The sequence below is a fragment of the Enterocloster sp. OA13 genome, from assembly GCF_022440595.1.
GTDB lineage: Bacteria > Bacillota > Clostridia > Lachnospirales > Lachnospiraceae > Enterocloster > Enterocloster hominis.
On record NZ_JAKNTF010000001.1, the window covers coordinates 1,062,308 to 1,085,311 of the forward strand.

21 protein-coding genes and 1 tRNA gene are annotated in these 23,004 nt (G+C 52.5%); 17 read left to right on the forward strand and 5 right to left on the reverse strand.

What is annotated here, in order from left to right:
* Positions 1-10: 10 nt before the first annotated feature.
* The 12 genes from MCJ35_RS04590 to MCJ35_RS04645 all read left to right on the forward strand — a co-directional run bounded on the left by MCJ35_RS04590 (position 11) and on the right by MCJ35_RS04645 (position 13,499).
* Complete coding sequence (locus tag MCJ35_RS04590; RefSeq protein ID WP_008722616.1) at positions 11-838, forward strand: carbohydrate ABC transporter permease; 828 nt, start codon at positions 11-13, stop codon at positions 836-838.
* Between the two features lie 65 nt (positions 839-903).
* A complete protein-coding gene (locus tag MCJ35_RS04595; RefSeq protein ID WP_488473309.1) occupies positions 904-3,102 on the forward strand; it encodes an alginate lyase family protein in 2,199 nt (732 codons plus the stop codon).
* 41 nt (positions 3,103-3,143) lie between these two features.
* Positions 3,144-4,322, forward strand: coding sequence for a glycoside hydrolase family 88 protein (locus MCJ35_RS04600; protein ID WP_025482745.1), 1,179 nt, complete (start codon positions 3,144-3,146; stop codon positions 4,320-4,322).
* 150 nt (positions 4,323-4,472) lie between these two features.
* A complete protein-coding gene (locus MCJ35_RS04605; protein WP_025482744.1) occupies positions 4,473-6,098 on the forward strand; it encodes a WG repeat-containing protein in 1,626 nt (541 codons plus the stop codon).
* Between the two features lie 154 nt (positions 6,099-6,252).
* Positions 6,253-7,449, forward strand: a complete 1,197-nt coding sequence (nifS, locus tag MCJ35_RS04610; protein ID WP_008722624.1) for a cysteine desulfurase NifS — start codon at positions 6,253-6,255, stop codon at positions 7,447-7,449.
* Between the two features lie 27 nt (positions 7,450-7,476).
* The gene (nifU, locus tag MCJ35_RS04615; protein WP_008722626.1) at positions 7,477-7,914 is read left to right on the forward strand and encodes a Fe-S cluster assembly scaffold protein NifU; all 438 of its coding nucleotides are present in this window, start codon (positions 7,477-7,479) and stop codon (positions 7,912-7,914) included.
* Positions 7,911-8,987: a tRNA 2-thiouridine(34) synthase MnmA gene (gene mnmA / locus MCJ35_RS04620; protein WP_008722628.1), complete on the forward strand. Its 1,077-nt coding sequence runs from the start codon at positions 7,911-7,913 to the stop codon at positions 8,985-8,987. The genes nifU and mnmA overlap by 4 nt, the downstream gene beginning before the upstream one ends.
* Before the next feature lie 305 nt (positions 8,988-9,292).
* Positions 9,293-10,315: an N-acetylmuramoyl-L-alanine amidase gene (locus tag MCJ35_RS04625; RefSeq protein ID WP_488473310.1), complete on the forward strand. Its 1,023-nt coding sequence runs from the start codon at positions 9,293-9,295 to the stop codon at positions 10,313-10,315.
* Positions 10,316-10,449: 134 nt separating this feature from the next.
* Positions 10,450-11,256, forward strand: a complete 807-nt coding sequence (locus MCJ35_RS04630; protein WP_008722631.1) for a DUF6612 family protein — start codon at positions 10,450-10,452, stop codon at positions 11,254-11,256.
* Between the two features lie 92 nt (positions 11,257-11,348).
* A tRNA-Ser gene (locus MCJ35_RS04635) sits at positions 11,349-11,437 on the forward strand.
* A 281-nt stretch (positions 11,438-11,718) separates the two neighbouring features.
* The gene (locus MCJ35_RS04640; protein WP_025482741.1) at positions 11,719-12,234 is read left to right on the forward strand and encodes an RNA polymerase sigma factor; all 516 of its coding nucleotides are present in this window, start codon (positions 11,719-11,721) and stop codon (positions 12,232-12,234) included.
* Positions 12,231-13,499, forward strand: a complete 1,269-nt coding sequence (locus MCJ35_RS04645) for a DUF4179 domain-containing protein (protein WP_025482739.1) — start codon at positions 12,231-12,233, stop codon at positions 13,497-13,499. The genes MCJ35_RS04640 and MCJ35_RS04645 overlap by 4 nt, the downstream gene beginning before the upstream one ends.
* 33 nt (positions 13,500-13,532) lie before the next feature.
* Here the strand turns inward: MCJ35_RS04645 and MCJ35_RS04650 are convergent, their stop codons facing one another.
* The 4 genes from MCJ35_RS04650 to MCJ35_RS04665 all read right to left on the reverse strand — a co-directional run bounded on the left by MCJ35_RS04650 (position 13,533) and on the right by MCJ35_RS04665 (position 15,493).
* Positions 13,533-13,697, reverse strand: a complete 165-nt coding sequence (locus MCJ35_RS04650) for a hypothetical protein (protein WP_165443117.1) — start codon at positions 13,695-13,697, stop codon at positions 13,533-13,535.
* A 6-nt stretch (positions 13,698-13,703) separates the two neighbouring features.
* A complete protein-coding gene (locus MCJ35_RS04655) occupies positions 13,704-13,895 on the reverse strand; it encodes a hypothetical protein (protein ID WP_008722637.1) in 192 nt (63 codons plus the stop codon).
* A gap of 191 nt (positions 13,896-14,086) precedes the next feature.
* Positions 14,087-14,974: an anti-sigma-V factor RsiV gene (rsiV, locus tag MCJ35_RS04660; protein WP_034576136.1), complete on the reverse strand. Its 888-nt coding sequence runs from the start codon at positions 14,972-14,974 to the stop codon at positions 14,087-14,089.
* 15 nt (positions 14,975-14,989) lie between these two features.
* Complete coding sequence (locus MCJ35_RS04665; RefSeq protein WP_025482736.1) at positions 14,990-15,493, reverse strand: RNA polymerase sigma factor; 504 nt, start codon at positions 15,491-15,493, stop codon at positions 14,990-14,992.
* 170 nt (positions 15,494-15,663) lie between these two features.
* Between MCJ35_RS04665 and MCJ35_RS04670 the strand changes: the two genes are divergently transcribed.
* On the forward strand, positions 15,664-16,926 hold the full coding sequence (locus MCJ35_RS04670; RefSeq protein WP_240299374.1) for a peptidoglycan recognition protein family protein: 1,263 nt from the start codon (positions 15,664-15,666) through the stop codon (positions 16,924-16,926).
* 99 nt (positions 16,927-17,025) lie between these two features.
* Here the strand turns inward: MCJ35_RS04670 and MCJ35_RS04675 are convergent, their stop codons facing one another.
* The gene (locus tag MCJ35_RS04675) at positions 17,026-17,835 is read right to left on the reverse strand and encodes a histidinol-phosphatase HisJ family protein (protein ID WP_025482731.1); all 810 of its coding nucleotides are present in this window, start codon (positions 17,833-17,835) and stop codon (positions 17,026-17,028) included.
* Positions 17,836-18,137: 302 nt separating this feature from the next.
* Between MCJ35_RS04675 and gap the strand changes: the two genes are divergently transcribed.
* The 4 genes from gap to gpmI all read left to right on the forward strand — a co-directional run bounded on the left by gap (position 18,138) and on the right by gpmI (position 22,966).
* Entirely contained in the window at positions 18,138-19,169 is a 1,032-nt protein-coding gene (gene gap, locus MCJ35_RS04680; RefSeq protein WP_008722649.1) for a type I glyceraldehyde-3-phosphate dehydrogenase, read from the forward strand.
* A gap of 107 nt (positions 19,170-19,276) precedes the next feature.
* Complete coding sequence (locus MCJ35_RS04685) at positions 19,277-20,491, forward strand: phosphoglycerate kinase (protein ID WP_008722651.1); 1,215 nt, start codon at positions 19,277-19,279, stop codon at positions 20,489-20,491.
* 88 nt (positions 20,492-20,579) lie between these two features.
* Positions 20,580-21,332 (forward strand): triose-phosphate isomerase, encoded by a 753-nt coding sequence (gene tpiA / locus MCJ35_RS04690; RefSeq protein ID WP_025482729.1) that lies wholly within the window; start codon positions 20,580-20,582, stop codon positions 21,330-21,332.
* Positions 21,333-21,424: 92 nt separating this feature from the next.
* Complete coding sequence (gene gpmI, locus MCJ35_RS04695) at positions 21,425-22,966, forward strand: 2,3-bisphosphoglycerate-independent phosphoglycerate mutase (RefSeq protein ID WP_025482728.1); 1,542 nt, start codon at positions 21,425-21,427, stop codon at positions 22,964-22,966.
* Positions 22,967-23,004 lie beyond the last annotated feature (38 nt).

The window sequence follows — 23,004 nt, forward strand, 5'->3', positions numbered from 1 at the left end:
AGGCAGGAAGATGGAGACAAGAACATTACATAGCAAAGTTATAATCTATACACTGCTGACCGTACTGGCAGTCCTGGTGGTGGTTCCCTTTTTCTGGATGCTTCTGGCTTCGGTCAAAACCAGCAACGAGGTGTTCAGCATTCCCATGCGGCTGTTCCCCAAAGAGTTCCAGTGGGGCAATTACCAGACAATCTGGGATAAGATTCCCCTCCTGACCTTTTTCAAGAACACATTCAAGATTGCGGTCCTGACAACGCTTTTACAGGTATTTACCAGCTGTTTTGCGGCTTACGGCTTTTCCAAGGTGGAATTTAAGGGAAGGGATATCCTGTTCCTGATATCCGTGACCACCTTTGCAGTGCCTTGGCAGGCATATATGGTGCCTCAGTTTGCGCTGATTTCCAGGATGGGCCTTACGGACTCCCATCTGGGACTTATCCTGATGCAGGCATTTTCAGGGTTCGGCGTGTTCCTGATCCGCCAGTTCATGATCGGCGTTCCCAATGAACTGCTGGAGGCTGCCAGGATTGACGGGCTTTCCGAGTACGGCATATTCGCAAAGGTTGCCCTGCCCCTTGTGAAACCTGGTATTGCAACCTTGGTCATCTTTACTTTTGTAAATATATGGAATGACTTTATGGGACCGCTGATTTATTTAAACAGCACCAGATTAAAGACCATCCAGCTGGGCATCAGGATGTTCATTTCCCAGTATGGCGCGGACTATGCGCTTATCATGGCGGCTTCGGTGTGCTCCCTGATTCCGGTCCTTGTTGTGTTCATGGTCTGCCAGAAATGGTTTGTGGAAGGAATCACGGCTGGAGGCGTAAAGGGCTGATGGAGAAGGAAATGGATGAAAGGATAGCCATGGATGAAAGGACAGCCATGGATGGAAGGGCGGTCATGGATGGAAAGACGGCCACGGATGGAAAGACGGCCGTATACGGAGCCATATCCGATGACTGGAAGTGGTGCAGCGAGTACTGCCAAAATTACTGGCCCGAGGAATGCGCCCATATCCTGCGGATTGCGGATGATGCGGTAAGGCAGAGGTTCGTGTTCGACCTGCCCTGGGACATGGAGCAGACCGTCAGGGCAGTGGAGTTCGGCGGAAATACGGGCGGGATTGACTGGCAATACATGCCGGACGGGGATCCGGAGTTCATCTACCAGTTTAACCGCCACCGTTACTGGATCTGTCTGGGCCAGGCCTATGCCATGACGGGGGATGAACGGTATGCGGAATGCTTTGCCAGCCAGATGGTTTCCTGGGTAGAGAAGAATCCCATCACGAAAGAGACAAAAAGGACCACATGGCGCAGCATCGAGGCTGGAATCCGGGGAGAGAACTGGGTAAAGGCCATGGAATATTTTAAGGACAGCCGGACCGTGACAGATGGGATAAAGGCCGTGTTCAGGAAAGGTCTATGGGAACATGGGAATTATCTCATGAACCACCGGACGCCCTTCAGCGACAAGAGCAACTGGGGCGTGCTGGAAAGCCATGGACTGTTCTGCATCGGGGCCGCACTTTTGCGGGAGTCCGGGCAGGCGGGACAGTCCGCACAGGAGGGACGGTCCGTACAGCCTGGACAGCCCATGCAGACGGAGCATCCCATTCAGCCGTACAGCCCCGGTGAAGCCGCCCTCTATGTGGAGGAATCCCTGAAGCGCCTGGTGCGCCAACTGTCCATCCAGGTCATGGATGACGGGGTCCAGTGGGAGCAGTCCCCTATGTATCACAACGAGGTCCTGCGCTGCGTGCTGGAGGTCCTGCGCATGGCACGCCTCCACGGCATCCGCGTGCCGGACATCCTGAAGGACAAGGCACGGGCCATGGCCCATGCGGACCTGGCCTGGATGAAACCGGACCATACCCAGCCCTGTAATGGGGACAGTGACAGGACGGACCTGAGGGATGTGTTCACACCCGCCGCATTCTTACTGAAGGACAAACACCTGCGGTATGCCGGATATGGACGTCTTGACTTTGAAAGCGTGTGGGAACTGGGGCCGGAGGCCGCCATGGAATATGAAAGCATGAAGTCTAAGGAACCGGAGCAGCTTTTTTCCGTCATGGAACACAGCGGGAACTGGTGCCTGCGCTCCGGCTGGCATGGGGACAGCGACTACCTGCATTTCAAGTGCGGTTCCCTGGGCGGCGGACACGGACATTTTGACAAGCTTCACATCGACCTGTCCGTCCACGGGGAGGATGTGCTCATTGATTCCGGCAGATACACCTATGTGGACGGGGGCCTGCGGCGGCAGCTCAAATCCTCCTGCGCCCATAATGTCCCGGTGGTGGACTGGCAGGAATACACACAGTGCACCGGCTCCTGGGATGTAAAGGGGACGGCCTGCGCCACGGGACAGCAGTGGTGCAGGAAGGGGGAATTTACCTTCCTTCAGGGAACCCACCTGGGATACCTGCCCGCTGGAGTCCTGGTGAACCGCCGGATTATTTCCATCGGCACCAGGATCCATGTTATCGTGGACGGGTTCTATGGACAGGGAACCCATGTGTGCAGCCAGATTTTCCATCTGAACCCGGCTGGAACCACGGAAATTAAGGGGAATACCTTCCTTTATCATGGAAGGGCTGCCGAGGCCGTGTTTACCGTGCTCACCCCCGGCGCTGCCCTGGAACTTGAGGATACCCCGGTTTCCTTCCATTACAACCAACTGGAACAGGGACCATGCGTCAGCATTTCCAGGGAAAACAGCCTGTTTACTTCCATGGTGACCGTCATTACAGGTTACGGCGGGGAAGATGGGGAACGGTGCGACATCCGGCGCGTGCCTGTCATTGCCCCTGTTACCGGGCGTCAGCTTGGGGACGGGGAGGCGGAGGCGGTCCGCATCCGGGAAGGAGGGCATTCCTGGCTGGTGGTCATCAACCACAGGGAGACAGGGGCTGACAGCGAATACATCGGCGCTGACGGCTGCTACGGCCTGGGGCGCGTGATGGCCTGCGATGAAGCGGGATATGGGGAACCGGCCCAGGGGACGGATATCCCAGGAATCCCGGGAACTTCAGGACGTCCGGGAAATCCAGGGACTCCAGGGACCGCCCCGCTGATGACCGTGCTTCAATGGTAGGACGCACAATGGAACCATAAGGATCATGATGAGGAGCGATTATGCAGACAAAATCCAGTTTACTGACATATAAGACCATAAGCAATCAGGAGGCCGGGGAGTACCTTGCAAAGGCAGTGGACCTGGTGAGGGGGAACCTGGACCGATTTACGGACCGCTTTCCATACTCCAACAGCGAAGGAGGATTTTACCAGCCAGGTGATAACCGGGAGTGGACCACAGGGTTCTGGACCGGGGAAATATGGCTGGCCTACGAGATGACCGGGGAGCAGGTATTCAGGGAAGCCGGAGCCGTCCAGGTGGAATCCTTCCTGGACAGGATTGAAAAAAGAATAGACACGGACAATCACGACATGGGCTTTTTATACACCCCGTCCTGCGTGGCAGCCTGCCGTCTGACAGGCAGCAGGACAGCAAAAAAGGCAGCCCTGCTGGCGGCGGATAACCTGCTGGAGCGTTTCCAGGAAAAGGGACAGTTCTTCCAGGCGTGGGGGGAACTGGGAGCCAGGGACAATTACAGGCTGATCATTGACTGCCTGCTGAACATGCCCCTGTTATTCTGGGCCAGCGAGGTCACCGGGGACATGGTTTACCGGGAAAAGGCAATCGCCCATATACGGACGGCCGTGGGCTGCGTCATCCGCCCGGACCGTTCCACCTATCACACGTATTTCTTTGACCCTGATACAGGGAAACCCTTAAAGGGCGTGACCCATCAGGGCAACCGGGACGGCTCTGCCTGGAGCCGGGGACAGGCATGGGGGATTTACGGCTGCGCACTCAGTTACCGCGTGGAACACGACCCGAGATATATGGAAATGTTCCGGGATGTGACTGATTATTTCCTGGAACACCTGCCCTCGGACCTGATCCCGTACTGGGACTTTGACTTTGACGACCCCAGTGGGGAACCAAGGGATTCCTCCTCCGCGGCCATTGCCGCCTGTGGAATGCTTGAGATGGCAAAATACATGGAAGGACAGGAGGCGTCCTATTATACGGATATGGCCAGACGCCTGGTAAAGGCCCTCTGCAGCAGGTGCGCGGTAAAGAGCAGGAAGGAGTCCAACGGCCTGCTCCTCCATGGCACCTATGCCAGGGACAGCGCGGGCAATCCCTGTTCCAACCGGGGCGTGGATGAATGCAACACATGGGGGGATTATTTTTACATGGAAGCCCTGGTGAGGCTGGTAAAGGACTGGGAGCCATACTGGTATTAAGGCGGGCATGTTTTTTGGTATCCGCGGTATTGACCGTCCGGATACATCGGGTTTATCATAGGAGTGTACACTGCCTGCAGTCAGGGGCTGCGCCGTGTACGCTCCTAATTGTATTTGTCATGTCATGTTTGGGGACAGGGGGACAGGCAGATGAGAAAACTTCTGTTTGTGTTTTTTTGGCTTGCGGGATTGGAACTGGTTGCCGCAGCAGGGATATTAGTGACATCCGGTATCTATAATGACAGCAGCCATCCGGCCGCCGGGCAGGGGAACCGGTATGGGGATTACCAGGGGACGGTGGAAGGGGAGATTTACATTTACAAGGACCATGACCCGCGTTTCCACATAATCACGGACCCGGTACTGACCGACAATCCGGTGTCATATTCAGGAGGACTGGTCATACTGGAGCGGGACGGTCTGTATGGATACGCTGATTTTGAAGGAAACCGTGTCACGGACATACAATATGAAAACGCAGGCCGGTTCAGCGAAGGGCTGTCAGACGTTAAGAAGGATGGGAAATACGGTTTCATAGATGCATCCGGCCGAGAAATCATCCCTGTGATCTATGACCAGGTATCCCCGTTTGAAAACGGATATGCCGCAGTCAGGCTGGATGGCAAAAGAGGCGTGATTGACAGGAACGGCGGCATTGCGGTGCCCATTGAGCACACCCATCTGTTTACCGGTCATGATGACATTGCGCTTACCGGAGCCAATATAAAGACAGGCGAAGGGAAAGGGGATTACAGGACCATATACGGATTTGTCAATTACAGGGAAGGAACCCAGGTCCCTTACCAGTACCAATCCATAAGCAATCTTTCGGACGGGTATTACAGTGTCAGCAAAGGGGCGGGATATGCCCTGATGGACCCTCTTGGCAGGGAAGTGACGGAGCCGGTCTATGACTGGATTGGAAGCGTCAGCGGCCGGATTGCCGCGGCCTGTCTGGATGGCAGATACGGCTACATCGACCTGGAGGGAAGGGAGATGGTGCCCTTTGGATACGACGCCGCATTTTTATTCTGCTATGGCCGGGGGTCGGTTTCAAAGGATGGGAAATGGGGATATGTGGACAGGAACGGCCGTGAGGTCATTCCACTGTCCTATGATTTTGCATCCAATTTCCAGAATGGGCTGGCAGTGGTCATCAAAGACGGCAGATACGGCCTGATTGACACCAATGGAAAACCGCGGATCCCAATCCAATATGACTGGGTCAGCGCGCTGGGGGAGGATGGTGTCATTACCGTCATGAAGGACGGCCGTTTCGGGTTCGTGGATGCGAAGGGAAATGAAATCGCTCCTGCCATATATGATCATGTCTATGACTTTAACGGCGGCTATGCAAAGGTGGAGCTGGAGGGAAAGACCGGATACATGGACCGGCGGGGAAGACTTGTAACCCCCGCTGCCTACGATGACCCGGATGGAGATAAAAACAGTGGGACGAGTAATTTCTACCTTCAGCGGGACATTGGCGGGGATATGATAGAGGTGCCCCTTCTGCCGGATGTGAATGTCCGTGTAAAGAAGGCGGACAGCTCTTTCACCGGCTGGTATCACAAAGGCTGGCAGGTCACTGGGTTCTATGACAATGACGGCAGGAAGCTGGCAAGCCCTGGAGACGGATATGAGGTGTATATCCTTCCTCCCAGGGACGTATCCTATACCTATACAGGGTGTTATGGAAAGGCAATGATGTTCTGTTATAAGAATGGGGACAGATACGGCCTGTTCTGCGTGGCGGATACGGACGGTCCGGAATAGGGCATCCGGGGTGGATATTGTCACTGTTTTGCATATAATAACAGTACCAGACAAAATATAAGTATTCCTATTGAAATTGTAGGAATACTATGATATAGTAGGAAGCGTAGATGAAGCTTTTAACTTTAGGACTACAGAAAGGCGGATTTTTAATATGAAACAGTTGATTTATCTTGATAATGCGGCCACCACCAAGACAAGGCCGGAAGTGGTTGAGGCCATGCTCCCGTATTTCACGGAGTTTTATGGCAATCCTTCCTCGGTCTATGATTTTTCCACAGAGAGTAAGAAAGCGGTGAACCATGCAAGGGAGACCATTGCCCGGGCATTGGGGGCAAAGACCAATGAAATATATTTTACGGCAGGCGGCAGCGAGTCCGATAACTGGGCCCTGACAGCAACTGCGGAAGCCTATGCTTCAAAGGGAAAACATATCATCACCACCAAGATTGAACACCATGCAATCCTCCACACCTGCCAGTATCTGGAGAAGAGGGGATACGAGGTCACCTATCTGGATGTGGATGAGAACGGAGTGGTCAAGCTGGACGAACTTAAGAAGGCAATCCGGCCGGACACCATCCTGATTTCCATCATGTTTGCCAACAATGAGATCGGGACCATTGAGCCGATTAAGGAAATCGGCGCAATCGCAAAAGAACACGGCATCCTTTTCCACACAGATGCGGTACAGGCCTTTGCCCATGTGCCCATCCAGGTGGATGAATATAATATTGACATGCTCAGCTCCAGCGGCCATAAGTTAAACGGGCCAAAGGGAATCGGATTCCTCTATATCCGCACAGGCGTGAAGATCCGCTCCTTTATACACGGCGGCGCACAGGAGCGCAAGCGCCGCGCGGGCACGGAAAATGTCCCTGGCATCGTGGGCTACGGCAAAGCGGTTGAGATTGCCATGAATAATATGGAAGAGCGCACAAAGAAGGAAACGGAACTCAGGGATTACCTGATGGACCGGGTCATGGACGAGGTGCCGTTTACCAGGATCAACGGCTCACGCACCAGCCGCCTTCCTAATAATGTGAACTTTGCCTTCCAGTTCATTGAGGGCGAATCACTTTTGATTAAACTGGACATGGCCGGAATCTGCGGTTCCAGCGGTTCTGCCTGTACGTCAGGTTCCCTGGACCCGTCCCATGTGCTGCTGGCCATCGGCCTGCCCCATGAGATTGCCCATGGTTCCCTGCGCCTGACGCTGAGCGAGGAAAACACAAAGGAAGAAATGGATTACGTGGTGGAGCAGATTAAGGAAGTAGTGGCTTACCTGCGCAGCATGTCGCCCTTATACGAAGACTATATGAAGCATAACAAACACAACAAACAAAATTAAGACAGAAATCCATCAGGAGGAAAACAGATGTACACCGATAAAGTAATGGACCATTTTGAGCACCCAAGGAATGTGGGTGAATTAGAGAACCCCAGCGGCATGGGAACCGTAGGCAATCCCAAATGCGGCGATATCATGAGGATTTATCTGGACATTGACGAGAACCAGATCATAAGGGATGTAAAGTTTAAGACCTTTGGCTGCGGCGCTGCCGTTGCCACCAGCAGCATGGCAACCGAGCTTGTGAAAGGCAAATCCGTACAGGAAGCCATGGCAGTGACCAACAAAGCAGTGATGGAAGCACTTGACGGACTGCCGCCTGTTAAGGTACACTGTTCATTACTGGCAGAGGAGGCCATCCACGCCGCCCTCTGGGATTATGCACAGAAAAACGGTATTACCATTGAAGGACTGGAGAAGCCCAAGGATAATATTGAGGAAGAGGAAGAAGAGGAAGACTATTGAGTAAGAAGGTTGTAGTAGGCATGTCCGGAGGAGTTGACTCCTCCGTGGCTGCCTGGCTTTTAAAACAGCAGGGATACGATGTCATTGGCGTGACCATGCAGATATGGCAGGATGAGGATACGGATGTCCAGGAGGCAGAAGGGGGTTGCTGCGGCTTAAGCGCTGTGGATGATGCCCGCAGGGTTGCCATGGACCTCGGTATCCCTTATTATGTAATGAATTTTAAGGAAGAGTTCCGGACGAACGTGATGGACTATTTTGTGGGCGAATACGTGGCTGGAAGGACCCCCAACCCGTGTATTGCCTGTAACCGCTATGTGAAGTGGGAATCGCTGCTGCGCCGCAGCATGGCAATCGGGGCGGATTACATCGCAACCGGGCATTATGCGCAGATCTGCCAGCTTCCAAGCGGAAGATATGCCCTTAAGACCTCGGTGACAGCACAAAAGGACCAGACCTATGCACTGTATAACCTGACCCAGGAGCAGCTGGCCCGAACGCTGATGCCTGTGGGAAGCTACCACAAGGACGAGATCCGCAGGATGGCGGAGGACATAGGCCTGCAGGTGGCCCACAAGCCGGACAGCCAGGAAATCTGTTTCATTCCGGACCACGACCATGCCCGCTTCATAGAAGCCTATACAGGGATGCAGGTCCCTGAAGGGAATTTTGTCGACCTGGAGGGCAATGTGCTTGGAAAACACAAGGGAATTTCCCATTACACCATAGGCCAGAGGAAAGGGCTGAACCTGTCCATGGGACATCCCGTGTTCGTGGTGGAGATACGGCCTGAGACCAATGAGGTGGTTATCGGGGAAGGGAAAGATGTATTTACAAATGTCCTCTGCTGCGATAAACTGAACTGGATGGCAATAGACGGCCTGCATGGGGAATCCATGGAGGTCACTGCCAAAATCAGATACAGCCACAAGGGTTCCCCGTGCACCATCCGTGAGATTGGCCGTGGTTTGGTGGAGTGCAGGTTCCATGAACCGGTCAGGGCAGCCACGCCGGGACAGGCCGTGGTGTTCTATGACGGGGACTATGTGGCGGGCGGAGGTACGATTTTATGAGATTGCAGATAAAAAGATATGGGGCCGCGGCCCTGGCAGGAATCATGGCAGGCAGCCTGGCGCTGACAGGCTGCGGCAGCTATGCGTCAAGCAGTGAACTGAGGCAGCAGGCGGAAGCCTCCCTTTTGGACCAGGCGGACAGCGGGAGCGGGTCCGGCCAGGGCCTCCAGGTGGAACCGGACAGCGGGACACCGGACAATCCGGGAACACGGGATGGCCAGGGGACGCCGGACGGCCAGGATGACCGGACCGGAGGGCCGTCAGCTGAAACCATCCGTGTGGAGACCGGGCTTACAACCGCCCCCATGCCTGAATTTGAGTCCGTGAAGGACGATGTATATGTCAAGACAGAGGATGGGGGAAGCGTCCGTCTGCGCTCATCCTGCGACACGGGCAGCGATGCCAACATCGTGACATACGCCAGTTCCGGCACCAGGCTTACACGTACCGGAAAGGGAAGTGAATGGACCAGGATTGATTACAACGGTACCCCGGCCTACATATCATCTGCATTTATTACCACGGACGTGCCGGAGACACCGGCTGCACCGGCTGGCGGCGTGTGTGTGGACAGCGGGGAAGTGACGCTGAACCCGTCCTGGAAGTATGCGGAGTTCTCCAAAATCAACACAGGGGCTGCCGTCCTGTACCGTTCAGAGGCAGGGACCAGGAAGAACATCACAATCTGCGTCAACGCGGGCCACGGCACCAAGGGCGGTTCATCCGTGAAGACCCTGTGCCATCCCGACGGCACGCCCAAGGTAACAGGCGGCACCACTGGCGCAGGCGCCACATCCGCGGCAGCCGTGTCCGGCGGCATGACCTTTGCGGACGGCACGGCGGAGAGCAAGGTAACCCTTGCCATGGCCAGGATCTTGAAGGATAAGCTTCTGGCGGCAGGCTATGATGTGCTGATGATACGTGAAAATGATGACGTCCAGCTGGATAACGTGGCAAGGACCGTGATTGCCAACAATGCCAGCGACTGCCACATTGCCCTTCACTGGGATTCCACCACCAGTAACAAGGGGGCATTTTACATGAGCGTGCCCAATGTGGAGTCCTACAGGAACATGGAGCCGGTCAAATCCCACTGGCAGCAGCACAATGCGCTGGGGGAAAGCCTGGTGGCAGGCCTGAAAGGCGCCGGGGTAAAGATTTTCTCAGGCGGTTCCATGGCTATGGACCTGACCCAGACCTCCTATTCCACTGTCCCGTCCGTGGATATTGAGCTGGGGGATAAGGCATCCGACCATTCACAGGCAACCCTGAACACGCTGGCAGACGGCCTGCTGGCCGGAATCAACCAGTATTTTGGGCAATCATAGGATACTGCACATAAAAGCCTTGTTTGTTTATTAACATTTTCTTACATAACCCTTCTTATAATAGACAAAATCTGAAAACTGCATTACAATGGGTATAACAGTTTAATTATTGTCAATATAAGGAGGGACTTTTTATGAAATGTATGAAACGCCTGCTGGCTGTTATCCTTGGCGCAGCGCTTCTCTGCCCTATGACCGCGTATGCCGGCCAGACAGAGGAAGCCAAGACATTGTATGACCAGGTACAGGAGAAGAGCAATGCCATCACGGACATGAATGCTTTTTATGATTTCAAGATTAAGCTTGGCGGTTCCATGATGGAGAATGCAGGTCTTACCGACACAGACATGCGGCTGGAGATGAATGTCAAGATGAACCATCTGACGGAGCCGGCCCTGATGCGCTACATGGCTTACTGCAGGATGACCGACCAGGATGGCAGCCAGATGACTTATTCCATGTACTATCTGGACGGATATATGTATATGGATATGCTGGGACAGAAGATTAAGATGCCCATGGCCATGGGTGACATGATGCAGCAGAGCATGGCCAGCGCCAATGCCTTTGATGTCCCCACGGATATCATTAAGGATATGAACCTGTGGGATGAAGGCGAGAACAAGGTAATCGGATTTACCATTGATGACAACCGGATGAATGAATTCCTTCAGACCGTATTAAGCTCCACCGGACTTACGGGAATGGTGGACGGAACCAGCATGAGCCTTCATAACATGAAGGGCGAGTATGTTGTGGATCCAAACGGCAATCTGATTAAGATGCGCCTTAAGATGGATATGTCCATGACCATGGACGGCGAGACCATGACCATGAGCATGGACGGCGATGTGGGTATTGCGGATCCCGGCCAGCCAGTGGATGTTCCGGTTCCCAATGTTGCCGAGTACACCGATATAACGGCAGCAGCCAACCAGTAATACCGGCCAGTTATAAAAAAGAGTAAAAAAGTTATGCCAGCTACTACACAAAACACGAAATTTAGTGTATAATGCAGTAGTTGGCATTTTTTGGAGGAGTACCCAAGTGGCTGAAGGGTCTGGCTTCGAACACCAGTAGGTCGGTAGCACCGGCGCGAGGGTTCAAATCCCTCCTCCTCCGTTTGAAACGCCCGGCGCGGGTATGGGCATCCATTCCTGCTAAGCGTACTTTAGACCGTCAGTTCATGGACTGGCGGTATTTTCATGTCTGAAATCCAGGTATTCATATCTGAACCCCAGGTGTTCGTGTCCGAACCTCAGGTTTTCATGTCCACTGGCCCCGGTTCCGGGGTATTTTCAAAAATATCCAAATTAAATGGGACTTTTTCCGGCATTTTACAGTCTAATAGATAGAAGCATGGAAAACATGTGACTGTACGTACAGAAAAGAGAGGAACAGCAATGGAAAACTTAATAAAGAAAGCAAAATTGCGGGATGCGGATGCTTTTACAAAGCTGATGCAGAAGCAGATGCAGAACATGTACAAAACAGCCCGGGCTGTTTTATACAATGAGGAGGATGTGGCGGACGCCATATCAGATACCATACTGGCATGCTGGGAAAAAATCGGACAGTTGAAGCAGGATGGATATTTCAGGACCTGGATGACCCGCATCCTGGTCAACAAGTGCACCGATATCATACAGAAGAAAAAGCAGTTCTGTCTGATGGAAGATGTGCCGGAGATTCCATCCCGGGATAATGGATATGAGGACACGGAATGGAAGGAAGCGCTGAACATGCTGGGTGAGCGGTACCGGTTAATCATGATGCTGTACTATGTGGAAGGTTTTAAAATCAGCGAAATCAGCAGTATCCTGGATATCGCCGAGAGCACGGTCAGGACCCGCCTGTCCAGGGGAAGGGAAAAACTGGCAGAGGATTACCGCCCGGAACTGAGGAGGAAACAGATATGAATAATAAGGATATCATAAAGACATTGCAGGAAGAGGTAGAAATCCCTCACATTGTACAGAAAAAGGCAGACGCTGCATTTGCAGCCATCCACAGGGAAGCAGAAAACAGCAAATCCGTCGGCCCCGTCGTAAGACTTCCTGCAGACAGAAGGATGGGAGATGACCGTGGACAGCGGGGGTCCCGCAGGAAACCGGGGACACACAGGCATCCTGGAAGGAAGATATGGATAGCGGCGGCAGTGGCGGCGCTGGCTGTGGGTACCATCACTGCGGTGGCCGATTATATGAAACGCAGCAAGAGCCTTACCGAGGGGATGCAGGTCACTGAACAGCAGCAGGTGCAGATGCAGGAAAAGCACCTGTCAGCCATAGTGAACCGGTCCTGTACGGATAAAGGAATCACGGTAACGGCAGTGGACAGTATAACGGACAATTATTACACCCATATTGCCTTCCGGGTGGAGGGGTATAAGGTGGATGTGGGAACCCAGCCTGATTTTGGGACAATTAAGGTTACGGTTGATGGAAAGGACGGGTACGACGAAGCTTCCCCGGAAGACAGCTTCAATTACACTGCAGGCTTCTATAATGGCTTTATCATGGGGGAGGACGGGAAAATCATCCAAGCGGACGGCTTCCCGGTACAGACCGACGAAGCCGGCAACCTCATCGAAAACTATACAATGGACGACGGGACCATGGAGTACCAGATTACCCTGTCCAACACACAAAAAAGGGGATTCTTCATCAATAAGCCGGTCCATGTGGAACTGTCCGGTCTGGGAACCGTGGCCAAGGCAGCGTATGAGACGGATATTGACGGCACCTGGACCTTTGATTTAACCTTGTCCGGTTCACCGGAACTGAAAGAGTGCAGCCTTAACACGCCGCTGGGCAATACGGGGGCAAGTGTGGTAAAAGCGGAGATTTCCCCCATTTCCCTGGGAGTGGAGTATGAATTTCCCCGGCAGCTGGAACCAGGGACCGCGGTTGATGAAAATGGACAGGAAAAAGAAACCACATTTTATGCGGAGCCGCCCTGGCTCATGGGCGTGCGCATGAAGAATGGGACCATGTATCCGTATATTTATCTGGGACCAGGAAGCATGGGATATGAATCAGAGGAATCCAGCCGTTACAGGACCATGTTTGCCATTGACCGGGTGCTGGATGTGGACCAGGTGGAAAGCCTGCTGTTTGCAAAGCCTGCAGGGGAATGTGGGACAACACCGGAGGAAATGTTCTATATGGTACCGGTGGGATAAGGACAGGTGCTGTATATGTACAGCCCTGATGAATCAGGACTGCATGCCGCGCTGGGGGCATTCTTCCGGTATGGAAGGGGTTGCGTTATCAGCTCCCGGAAGGTCAATCTCCGGTATGTCCCCATCTCCATAGGTGCTGCTGTTCCGGCCCGGAAGTTCCATTGGTTCCATAGGTCTTTGGGTCTGTCCTGCATCCATGTTCCATCACCCTTTCGTAAACATGTTCTCCACATAGTTGCGCATTTCCTGGCGGCTTTCAATGGTCCTGGCCCCATCCACAATCCGCTCCTGTTCCGGTTTGCTCAGTCCGGCAAAGCGGTTCAGGGCATCGGAGTGCATGGCCAGTTCCATGGTAAAGCCGATGGGCAGTTCATCGTTGTTAATCTTATTTATCATGTTCATCACCTCACGGTTAGTATGGAACCGGGACAGCAAAAATATGCGCGTACATTATGATATGAATTCCTGTTTTCAAATACGACCCAGTGCATGACAGAAAGCCGTGACCACATACAGTCACGGCTTTATCAGGGTTTTCCTTATCAGGATTTATTTTCCTTATAAGAATTTACTTTTCTTTTGATGATTTAAAATGTTCCGGTTACCGAAGCGGGAATCGTGAAATCAACCGCCCCCATATAACCGGGAGCCACCTCATATTCTGCAAATGCTATCACAAGCTCGCCCCTGTCATTGAAATAGTAGCTCTCGTCTCCCGTCAGACCCTTGAAGTCATCCTCAGGCATCTCGGAATTGTAGAAATAAATGATATTGTCGTCAGCCGCCATCTGGTCGGTCATCTGCTGTTTGATGTTATTGCTGACAGCCTCCAGCATACCCGGCTTATCCTTAAGAAGTTCCTTGAGGGGGATTACATTGCCTGTGGATTTATCAATGGTAAATATCTTTACAAACTGGGTGCCGCTGGCCATGGTAAGGGTGGTGTCAATCCGGATGCACAGGTAGCGGTCCGTGTCGGTGACCACCTTGTAGCTGGAATCCAGTCCATAATGCCCCTGTCCGTTATCCTTGGCAACCTCCTCCTCATACATGGCAATCAGCTCATTGGCATAATCCTCAATGGACTTGTTGGCAGGGACCTGAGTGTCCTGTCCATTGTCCAGGGTGACCTGGGGGACCTTTATGTCTGCCTGTAAGTTTCCGCGGCTGTCCTCAAAGGTGCGGAAGGTAACCACTTTGGCGATGGAACCGATGAGGGGAATCTGTTCCATTGCATTGGCAGTGGTGGGGTTTAAATTGGCGAGTAGTGTTATGGTCAGCATGGCTGCAACGGCTGCGCCGCCTGTCTTCTTAAAAGATTTCATGATAATCACGCCTTTCTGTTCTTTTTTTGCCTGGGCAATGCCTGCTTTCATGCGCTGCCTGGCTTCTTCCGGTACGGGGATGTGTTCATATTCCTGCTTTAACATATCAATCTGTTTCGATTCGTCCTGTTTTAAATGTTCCTGCTTCATGGACATGGCTCCTTTCTAAGACTTATCCGGTATTTCCCTGTAATGCTCTGCCTCCAGGTTCAATCTGAGCTTTTTTAAGGACCTGTATAATCTGGCTTTTACTGTGTTTAAGTTGTCGCCTACAATATCCGCAATATCCTCCAGCTTTAAATCTTCAAAGTACCGCAGCAGGATTATGGTCCTGCTCTTGTCATCCAGCTGGTTTAATACAGTCCGCAGCTCCAGGTCCCGGTACTGGTCCTCCACCGGTATCTCCGGCAGTTCCTCTGTGGTTGTTTCCTTCTTTTTCCTGCGCAGCATATCCAGGGCGGTGTTGACTACGATCCTGTAAATCCATGTGGACAGGTAGTCTTTATTCCTGACCTTTCTGCAGTCCCTGATTGCCCGGTAGGCGCTTTCCTGGACCACATCCAGGGCATCATCTTCATTGCGCATATAGCTATATGCAAGGCGGTAATAACGCTCATAGTTATCAGTGAGGATCTGTTCCGTCTCCGCCGTATTGTTCTGAAAGCCCATGCAATGCATCCTCCTTTCATTTGGTTCTGTCTGTTAGACGTTTGAGGATTCCGTAAAGTTGCATCCATTTAAACATTTTATCGTAAGAAATCAGAAATGCAACATTCATTGTAATTTAATGTGAAAAATGCTATATTGTTAAAAGGAATCTTATGAAAGGTGTACGGTAGATGAGGGAAGATCATACAAAGGATATGGATTTAAATAAGGAAATGGAAGATATCCGCCAGGTACCCCTGGAGCCGGGGAACAGGACTGCTTCGGGAAAGGAAAGACCCAGGGAAAGGCCGGTCGGCGCTTCCTATACAGGCGGGACGCCGGCGCGGCGCAGCAGCGCGGGCGGTATGGATGAAGGCCCGGGCGGCATGCCAGGACGGCGCAGCAGCGCGGGCGGTATGGATGAAGGAATGGGCCGTGTGCCGGGACGGCGCAGCAGCGCGGGCGGTATGGATGAAGGAATGGGCCGTGTGCCGCGCCAGCGCAGCAGTGTGAATGTCACGGATGGCAGCGGGGCACAGGCCGGAACCCAGGGACATGGACGTTCCAGGGCAAAAGGAGGCAGGGGAGCAGAGGAGGTCCGCTCCAGGCAGGGAAGACCGGCCCAGGCAGGGGAAGCGGGCAGGAGACGGGAACCAGGGCTGACGGAAACCAGGACGCCCAAATCCAGGAATCAGCGGACCGGACCGCCGCCGCTTGAATCCGCGCCGCGTGAAGTCACGCTCCCCCCGGTTGACGGGCCAGGGGAATCCTACCCGCATCCGGCAGGAAAGGCAGCCCGGGGCAGCGGTGGCAGAAGGAAAGGTGTTCCTTTCATCGCACTCCTGCTTGTGCTGGTCCTTGGGATTGGCGCGGGCCTGGGCGGCGGTTATTATCTGTGGGGCTGGGAGAGGCCTTACACCATTGACCTGAAGTCAGTGGAGGTACCGGAATGGGTAAAACAGGAATTCATCAGGAAGAACATTTTCTCAAGGCCGGATGTGAGCCGGAAACGGATTAATAATATCGTAATCCACTATGTGGCCAATCCGGGAAGCACGGCAAAGAACAACAGGGATTATTTCGACAGCCTGGCGGACCAGGACCCGCAGAAGAGCGGTACATCCACCAGCAGCCACTTTGTGGTGGGCCTGGAGGGGGAGGTCATCCAGTGTATCCCGGTCACGGAAATCGCCTATGGCAATGCCCCGCGCAATGACGATACCATTTCCATTGAAGTCTGCCACCCGGATGAGACAGGCAGGTTTAATGACGCAACCTATGAATCCGTGGTGAACCTGACGGCCTGGCTGTGCAGGGAACTTAAACTGGGGTCAAAGGACGTGGTCCGCCACTATGACATCAATGGCAAGCTTTGCCCCAAGTACTATGTGGACAATGAAGATGCATGGGTACAGTTCAGAAAAGATGTGGATGCTGCCATGAAGGAGCTGTAGGAACGGCCCCAAACCGGATACCCGGCCGCCGGCAGGAGAGGACGGCCGCTGGAATACATAGGAATCAATACGGTTCAGGGCTTTCAGGAAATAGAAGGTTCATAATGGGAGGAACTCAGGCTTGCGTCCATGGAACATGGTATAATAGCGGAACCCGCACCTTAGGAGGAAGCGGCGGCATTCCTGGAACCCGTAGCCCAGATAGTCCGGGGTATGGGCATCTGAGCCGATGGTGATGATTTCGCCGCCCAGTTCCCGGTAGCGCTTTAATATCCTGCGGGAGGGATTGGGCTGTGCAAGGCCGTACCGGAGGCCCCCGGTATTGCACTCCAGCCCTTTGCCATGTTCGATAAGCTCCATGAGGATGGGGTCAATCCACTGGCTGAAGCGCTCATAAGAATAGGAAGCGTTCTGGTGAGGCGCGTAGCGGACAATGTAATCCAGGTGCCCAAAGGAATCAAACACATCATATAGGTTCCTGGCGCGCTCTAAGGATACCTTGAAAAATTCCTCCAGACCGCGCTCCTCGCCGTAATGCTCCCAGTAGCTTAGTTCATAGGGATCCATGCCGGAAACAAAGTGGCTGGAGCCAATGATGAAATCAAAGCTGGAGCCGTGTTCACGGATAAACTCATGGAGATATCCATCCAAATGGTTCTGAAGCCCAAGCTCCACCCCTATATTAATACGGATACGCCCCTCATATTCAGCCTGGAATGCCTTCATGGCAGAGAGGTAAGAGGGGATGTCCAGGTTAAAATCCGTGTCACAGAACCCCGAATCATAATCATGGTGGTCCGTGATGCAGATTTCCTTCATGCCAAGTTCCATGGCCTTTTCTATCTGCCTGCGCACAGGCGTATCTGAATCACCGGAAAATGCAGTATGCAGATGACAGTCGTTAATCATAAATGTTTCTCCTTGTGGTCAAATCATTCAACAGGTTCATTATAACAGAAAGTTCCCAAAATAGAAGCCAATAATAATAATAATTTAGATGTATAAAGGTGTGAAGATTTGTGGTATAATGAAGACTAAGCATTCATTTGGACATAATCACCAAGGGGATGAAAGAAATTTCCAGAAAAAGCCTGTCCTGCGAAAAATTGAAAAAAGGACTTGCCATTTCCAGAGAAATTGATTACAATGTAAGAAGGTTGATTATTATTTAACAATAATATAATTTTTAACAAACTAGGAGGAATTGAATCATGGCAGTAAAAGTAGCAATTAATGGTTTTGGACGTATTGGACGTCTGGCTTTCCGTCAGATGTTCGGAGCAGAAGGTTACGATGTAGTAGCAATCAATGACTTAACCGATCCTAAGATGTTAGCTCATCTCTTAAAGTATGATACAGCACAGGGCGGATACGCTGGTGTTTATGGACAGGGCCTTCATACTGTAGAGGCTGGTGAGGATTCCATCACTGTTGATGGCAAGAAGATTACCATCTACAAGGAGCCAAAGGCTGCTGACCTTCCATGGGGCCAGATTGGTGTTGACGTAGTTCTGGAGTGCACAGGCTTCTACTGCTCCAAGGACAAAGCACAGGCACACATCGATGCAGGCGCTAAGAAAGTTGTTATTTCTGCTCCAGCAGGCAATGACCTTCCTACTATCGTATACAGTGTTAACGAGAACGTACTGACAGCTGATGACAAGATTATCTCCGCTGCTTCCTGTACAACCAACTGCCTGGCTCCTATGGCTAAGGCACTGAATGATTACGCTCCTATCCAGAGCGGTATCATGTCCACCATCCACGCTTACACAGGCGATCAGATGATTCTGGACGGACCACACAGAAAAGGTGATTTAAGAAGGGCAAGAGCCGGCGCAGCCAACATCGTTCCTAACTCCACCGGCGCTGCTAAGGCTATCGGCCTGGTTATCCCAGAGCTGAACGGCAAGTTAATCGGTTCCGCACAGCGTGTTCCGGTACCGACCGGTTCCACCACAATCCTTACAGCTGTTGTTAAGAAGGCTGGCGTTACCAAGGAAGACATCAATGCCGCTATGAAGGCTGCTGCTTCTGAGTCCTTCGGATACAACGAGGATGCCATTGTTTCTTCCGACGTAATCGGTATGAGATTCGGCTCCCTGTTCGATGCAACCCAGACCATGGTAGCTCAGATTGCTGATGATCTGTATGAGGTTCAGGTTGTTTCATGGTATGACAACGAGAACTCCTACACAAGCCAGATGGTCAGGACCATTAAGTACTTTGCTGAGCTTGGCTAATTGAAGCAATAAGTTGACTCATGAGGGGTCCGGTCGTTTGGACCGGACCCTTTTTTGCGCAGGGGTTCCTGCATGGAATCTTAAGACTCTGAAAGGGGATTAATACAATGTTAAATAAGAAAACAGTAGATGATTTAAAGGATTTACAGGGCAAGAAGGTACTGGTGCGCTGCGATTTCAACGTGCCGTTAAAGGAAGGTGTCATCCAGAACTACAACCGTATCGACGGTGCCATCCCAACCATCAAGAAGCTTCTTGACCAGGGCGCAAAGGTTATCCTGTGTTCCCATCTGGGCAAGCCAAAGGGCGAGCCTGTACCTGAGATGAGTCTTGCACCGGTTGCCCCGGCCCTCAGCGAGAGACTGGGCGTTGAAGTTAAGTTTGTGGATGATGCCAAGGTTACCGGACCTGAGACACAGAAGGTTGCCGCTGAATTAAAGGACGGCGAGGTTCTTCTGCTTCAGAATACACGTTACAGGATTGAAGAGACCAAGTTCAAGGATGGCGATGCTGCTACGGAAGCCTATGCCAAGGAACTGGCTGACCTGTGCGACGGCATTTTTGTAAATGATGCATTCGGTACCGCCCACAGGGCGCACTGCTCCAATGTAGGTGTCACAAGATACACCAAGGAGAACGTGGTTGGCTACCTGATGGAGAAGGAGATTAAGTTCTTAGGACAGGCAGTTGAGAACCCGGTCCGCCCATTCGTGGCCATCTTAGGCGGCGCAAAGGTTTCTGACAAGATTAACGTAATCAACAACCTCCTTGACAAGGTTGACACCCTGATCATCGGCGGCGGCATGGCTTACACCTTTGCCAAGGCACAGGGCCAGGAAATCGGCAACTCCCTGTGTGAGGCTGATAAGCTGGATTATGCGCTTCAGATGGTTAAGAAGGCAGAGGAGAAGGGCGTTAAGCTGCTGCTCCCTGTTGACCATGTAGAGGGCAAGGAATTTTCCAACGACACAGAGCATAAGGTAGTGGATGTGATTGATGCCGGCTGGTCAGGATTTGATATCGGACCTAAGACAATTGCTCTTTACAAGGATGCATTAAAGGGCGCCAAGACCGTTGTATGGAACGGACCCATGGGCGTATTCGAATTCTCCAACTTTGCAGAAGGTACACTGGAAATCTGCCGTGCGGTTGCTGAACTGACAGATGCAACCACTGTCATCGGCGGCGGCGATTCCGTGAATGCTGTTAAGAGACTGGGCTTTGCCGACAAGATGACACACATTTCCACTGGCGGCGGCGCTTCCCTGGAATTCTTAGAGGGCAAGGAACTGCCAGGCGTTGCGGCAGCAGACAACAAATAACAGGACAGTTTATATGACAAAGCGCTTTTGCACATAAGTGCCTGAAGGACGGGCGCCAAGCGCTCAGTGTAAGGAGAGGGGAACCATCATGGCAAGAAAGAAAATTATCGCAGGCAACTGGAAGATGAACATGACACCATCAGAGGCAGTTGCCCTGGTTAATGAGTTAAAACCACTGGTAGCAAATGACGATGTGGACGTAGTATTCTGCGTACCCGCAATCGACATCATCCCGGCTATGGAAGCTGCCAGGGGAAGCAATATCTGCATCGGTGCGGAGAACATGTATTACGAGGAAAAGGGCGCTTACACAGGCGAGATTGCCCCTAACATGCTCACGGACGCAGGCGTAAAGTATGTAATCATCGGACATTCCGAGAGACGCGAATATTTTGCTGAGACAGACGAGACCGTGAATAAGAAGGTGCTGAAGGCATTTGAGCACGGCATCACCCCGATTGTCTGCTGCGGCGAGTCCTTAACCCAGAGGGAGCAGGGCATCACCATTGACTGGATCCGCCAGCAGATTAAGATTGCTTTCCTGAATGTAACGGCTGACCAGGCTAAGACTGCTGTCATCGCATATGAGCCAATCTGGGCAATCGGCACAGGCAAGGTAGCAACCACGGAGCAGGCTGAGGAAGTATGCGCAGCCATCCGCGTCTGCATCGGTGAGATTTATGACGGGGCCACGGCAGAAGCCATCCGTATCCAGTACGGCGGTTCTGTATCCGCATCCTCAGCGCCGGAGCTGTTCGCACAGGCCGACATTGACGGCGGTCTGGTAGGCGGCGCTTCCCTCAAACCGGATTTTGGGAAAATCGTGAACTACAATAAGTAATAAGCAAGCAATGTATTTGCCCTGCGGCCGGAGAAGCTGACTGCAGGGCATCATTCTCTTTGACAGCAATGAAAAAAAGGAGATTTTTAAATATGAGCAAGAGACCAACAGTATTAATGATACTTGACGGCTACGGCCTTAACAGCAACTGCGACCACAATGCTGTGTGCGAGGGTAGGACCCCTGTCATGGACCAGCTGATGAGCCAGTGCCCCTTTGTTAAGGGCGAGGCCAGCGGGATGGCAGTGGGACTTCCGGAAGGACAGATGGGCAACTCTGAGGTGGGCCATCTTAACATGGGGGCAGGCCGCATTGTTTACCAGGAACTGACCAGGATCACCAAGTCCATCCAGGACGGTGATTTTTTCCAGGTGCCTGAATTCCTTACCGCGGTGGAAAACTGCAAGAAGAACGGCACTGCCCTTCATATGTTCGGCCTTGTGTCCGACGGAGGTGTCCACAGCCACAACACCCATATCTACGGCCTTCTGGAACTGGCTAAGAGGAATGGCCTTGACAAGGTGTATGTACACTGTTTCCTTGACGGCCGCGACACCCCTCCGGAATCCGGCAAGGGATTCGTAGCTGATCTGGAAGCCAAGATGAAGGAAATCGGCGTGGGCGAAGTGGCATCCGTTATGGGACGTTACTATGCCATGGACCGTGACAAGAGATGGGACCGTGTGGAGCTGGCTTACAATGCGCTGACAAAGGGCGAGGGAAACCGGGCCGCAAGCGCTACCGGAGGAATCCAGGCATCCTATGATGATGGCAAGGCAGACGAGTTCGTGATACCTTTCGTGGTTGAAAAGGACGGTAAGCCAACCGCCACCATTAAGGACGGGGATTCCGTGATATTCTACAACTTCCGCCCGGACCGCGCAAGGGAAATCACCCGCGCATTCTGCGATACGTCCTTTGACGGTTTTGCAAGGGATAAGAAGCTGGACCTTGTGTTCGTATGCTTTACCGATTATGATGAAACCATTGAAAACAAGCTGGTTGCATTCAGGAAGGAGAGCATCACCAACACCTTCGGCGAATTCCTGGCAGCCCATGGCAAGACCCAGGTAAGGATTGCCGAGACTGAGAAGTATGCCCACGTTACCTTCTTCTTTAACGGCGGTGTGGAGGAACCTAACAAAGGCGAGGACCGTATTCTGGTTCCCTCACCAAAGGAAGTTGCCACCTACGACTTAAAGCCTGAGATGAGCGCCAACGGCGTGTGCGATAAGCTGGTGGAAGCCATCAGATTAGGCAAGTATGATGTAATCATCATCAACTTTGCCAACCCGGACATGGTTGGACATACAGGCGTGGAGGATGCTGCCATCAAGGCCATCGAGACAGTGGATGCCTGCGTGGGCCGTGCAGTGGATGCCATCAAGGAAGTGGACGGCGTCATGTTCATCTGTGCCGACCACGGCAACGCGGAGCAGCTGGTGGACTATGAAACAGGGGAGCCATTTACGGCCCACACCACCAACCCTGTCCCGTTCATCCTGGTGAATGCGGACCCAGCCTACAAGCTGCGCGAGGGAGGCGCCCTGTGCGATATCATCCCAACCCTCATTGAGCTGATGGGAATGGAGCAGCCTGTGGAGATGACAGGAAAGTCCCTGCTGGTGAAGTAAGGTTTGATTGGAGTTTAATGGATTGTAATGTATGAGAA

Coding starts and splice junctions, on each gene's coding strand:
- MCJ35_RS04670 (WP_240299374.1), top strand. CDS start 15,664: ATGAGGGAAGATCATACAAAGGATATGGATTTAAATAAGGAAATGGAA.
- gpmI (WP_025482728.1), top strand. CDS start 21,425: ATGAGCAAGAGACCAACAGTATTAATGATACTTGACGGCTACGGCCTT.
- MCJ35_RS04650 (WP_165443117.1), bottom strand. CDS start 13,697: ATGGATGCAGGACAGACCCAAAGACCTATGGAACCAATGGAACTTCCG.
- MCJ35_RS04685 (WP_008722651.1), top strand. CDS start 19,277: ATGTTAAATAAGAAAACAGTAGATGATTTAAAGGATTTACAGGGCAAG.
- gap (WP_008722649.1), top strand. CDS start 18,138: ATGGCAGTAAAAGTAGCAATTAATGGTTTTGGACGTATTGGACGTCTG.
- tpiA (WP_025482729.1), top strand. CDS start 20,580: ATGGCAAGAAAGAAAATTATCGCAGGCAACTGGAAGATGAACATGACA.
- MCJ35_RS04655 (WP_008722637.1), bottom strand. CDS start 13,895: ATGATAAATAAGATTAACAACGATGAACTGCCCATCGGCTTTACCATG.
- MCJ35_RS04640 (WP_025482741.1), top strand. CDS start 11,719: ATGGAAAACTTAATAAAGAAAGCAAAATTGCGGGATGCGGATGCTTTT.
- MCJ35_RS04645 (WP_025482739.1), top strand. CDS start 12,231: ATGAATAATAAGGATATCATAAAGACATTGCAGGAAGAGGTAGAAATC.
- nifS (WP_008722624.1), top strand. CDS start 6,253: ATGAAACAGTTGATTTATCTTGATAATGCGGCCACCACCAAGACAAGG.
- MCJ35_RS04595 (WP_488473309.1), top strand. CDS start 904: ATGGATGGAAAGACGGCCACGGATGGAAAGACGGCCGTATACGGAGCC.
- MCJ35_RS04590 (WP_008722616.1), top strand. CDS start 11: ATGGAGACAAGAACATTACATAGCAAAGTTATAATCTATACACTGCTG.
- MCJ35_RS04675 (WP_025482731.1), bottom strand. CDS start 17,835: ATGATTAACGACTGTCATCTGCATACTGCATTTTCCGGTGATTCAGAT.
- MCJ35_RS04625 (WP_488473310.1), top strand. CDS start 9,293: ATGCCTGAATTTGAGTCCGTGAAGGACGATGTATATGTCAAGACAGAG.
- MCJ35_RS04605 (WP_025482744.1), top strand. CDS start 4,473: ATGAGAAAACTTCTGTTTGTGTTTTTTTGGCTTGCGGGATTGGAACTG.
- nifU (WP_008722626.1), top strand. CDS start 7,477: ATGTACACCGATAAAGTAATGGACCATTTTGAGCACCCAAGGAATGTG.
- MCJ35_RS04600 (WP_025482745.1), top strand. CDS start 3,144: ATGCAGACAAAATCCAGTTTACTGACATATAAGACCATAAGCAATCAG.
- rsiV (WP_034576136.1), bottom strand. CDS start 14,974: ATGAAGCAGGAACATTTAAAACAGGACGAATCGAAACAGATTGATATG.
- MCJ35_RS04630 (WP_008722631.1), top strand. CDS start 10,450: ATGAAATGTATGAAACGCCTGCTGGCTGTTATCCTTGGCGCAGCGCTT.
- MCJ35_RS04665 (WP_025482736.1), bottom strand. CDS start 15,493: ATGGGCTTTCAGAACAATACGGCGGAGACGGAACAGATCCTCACTGAT.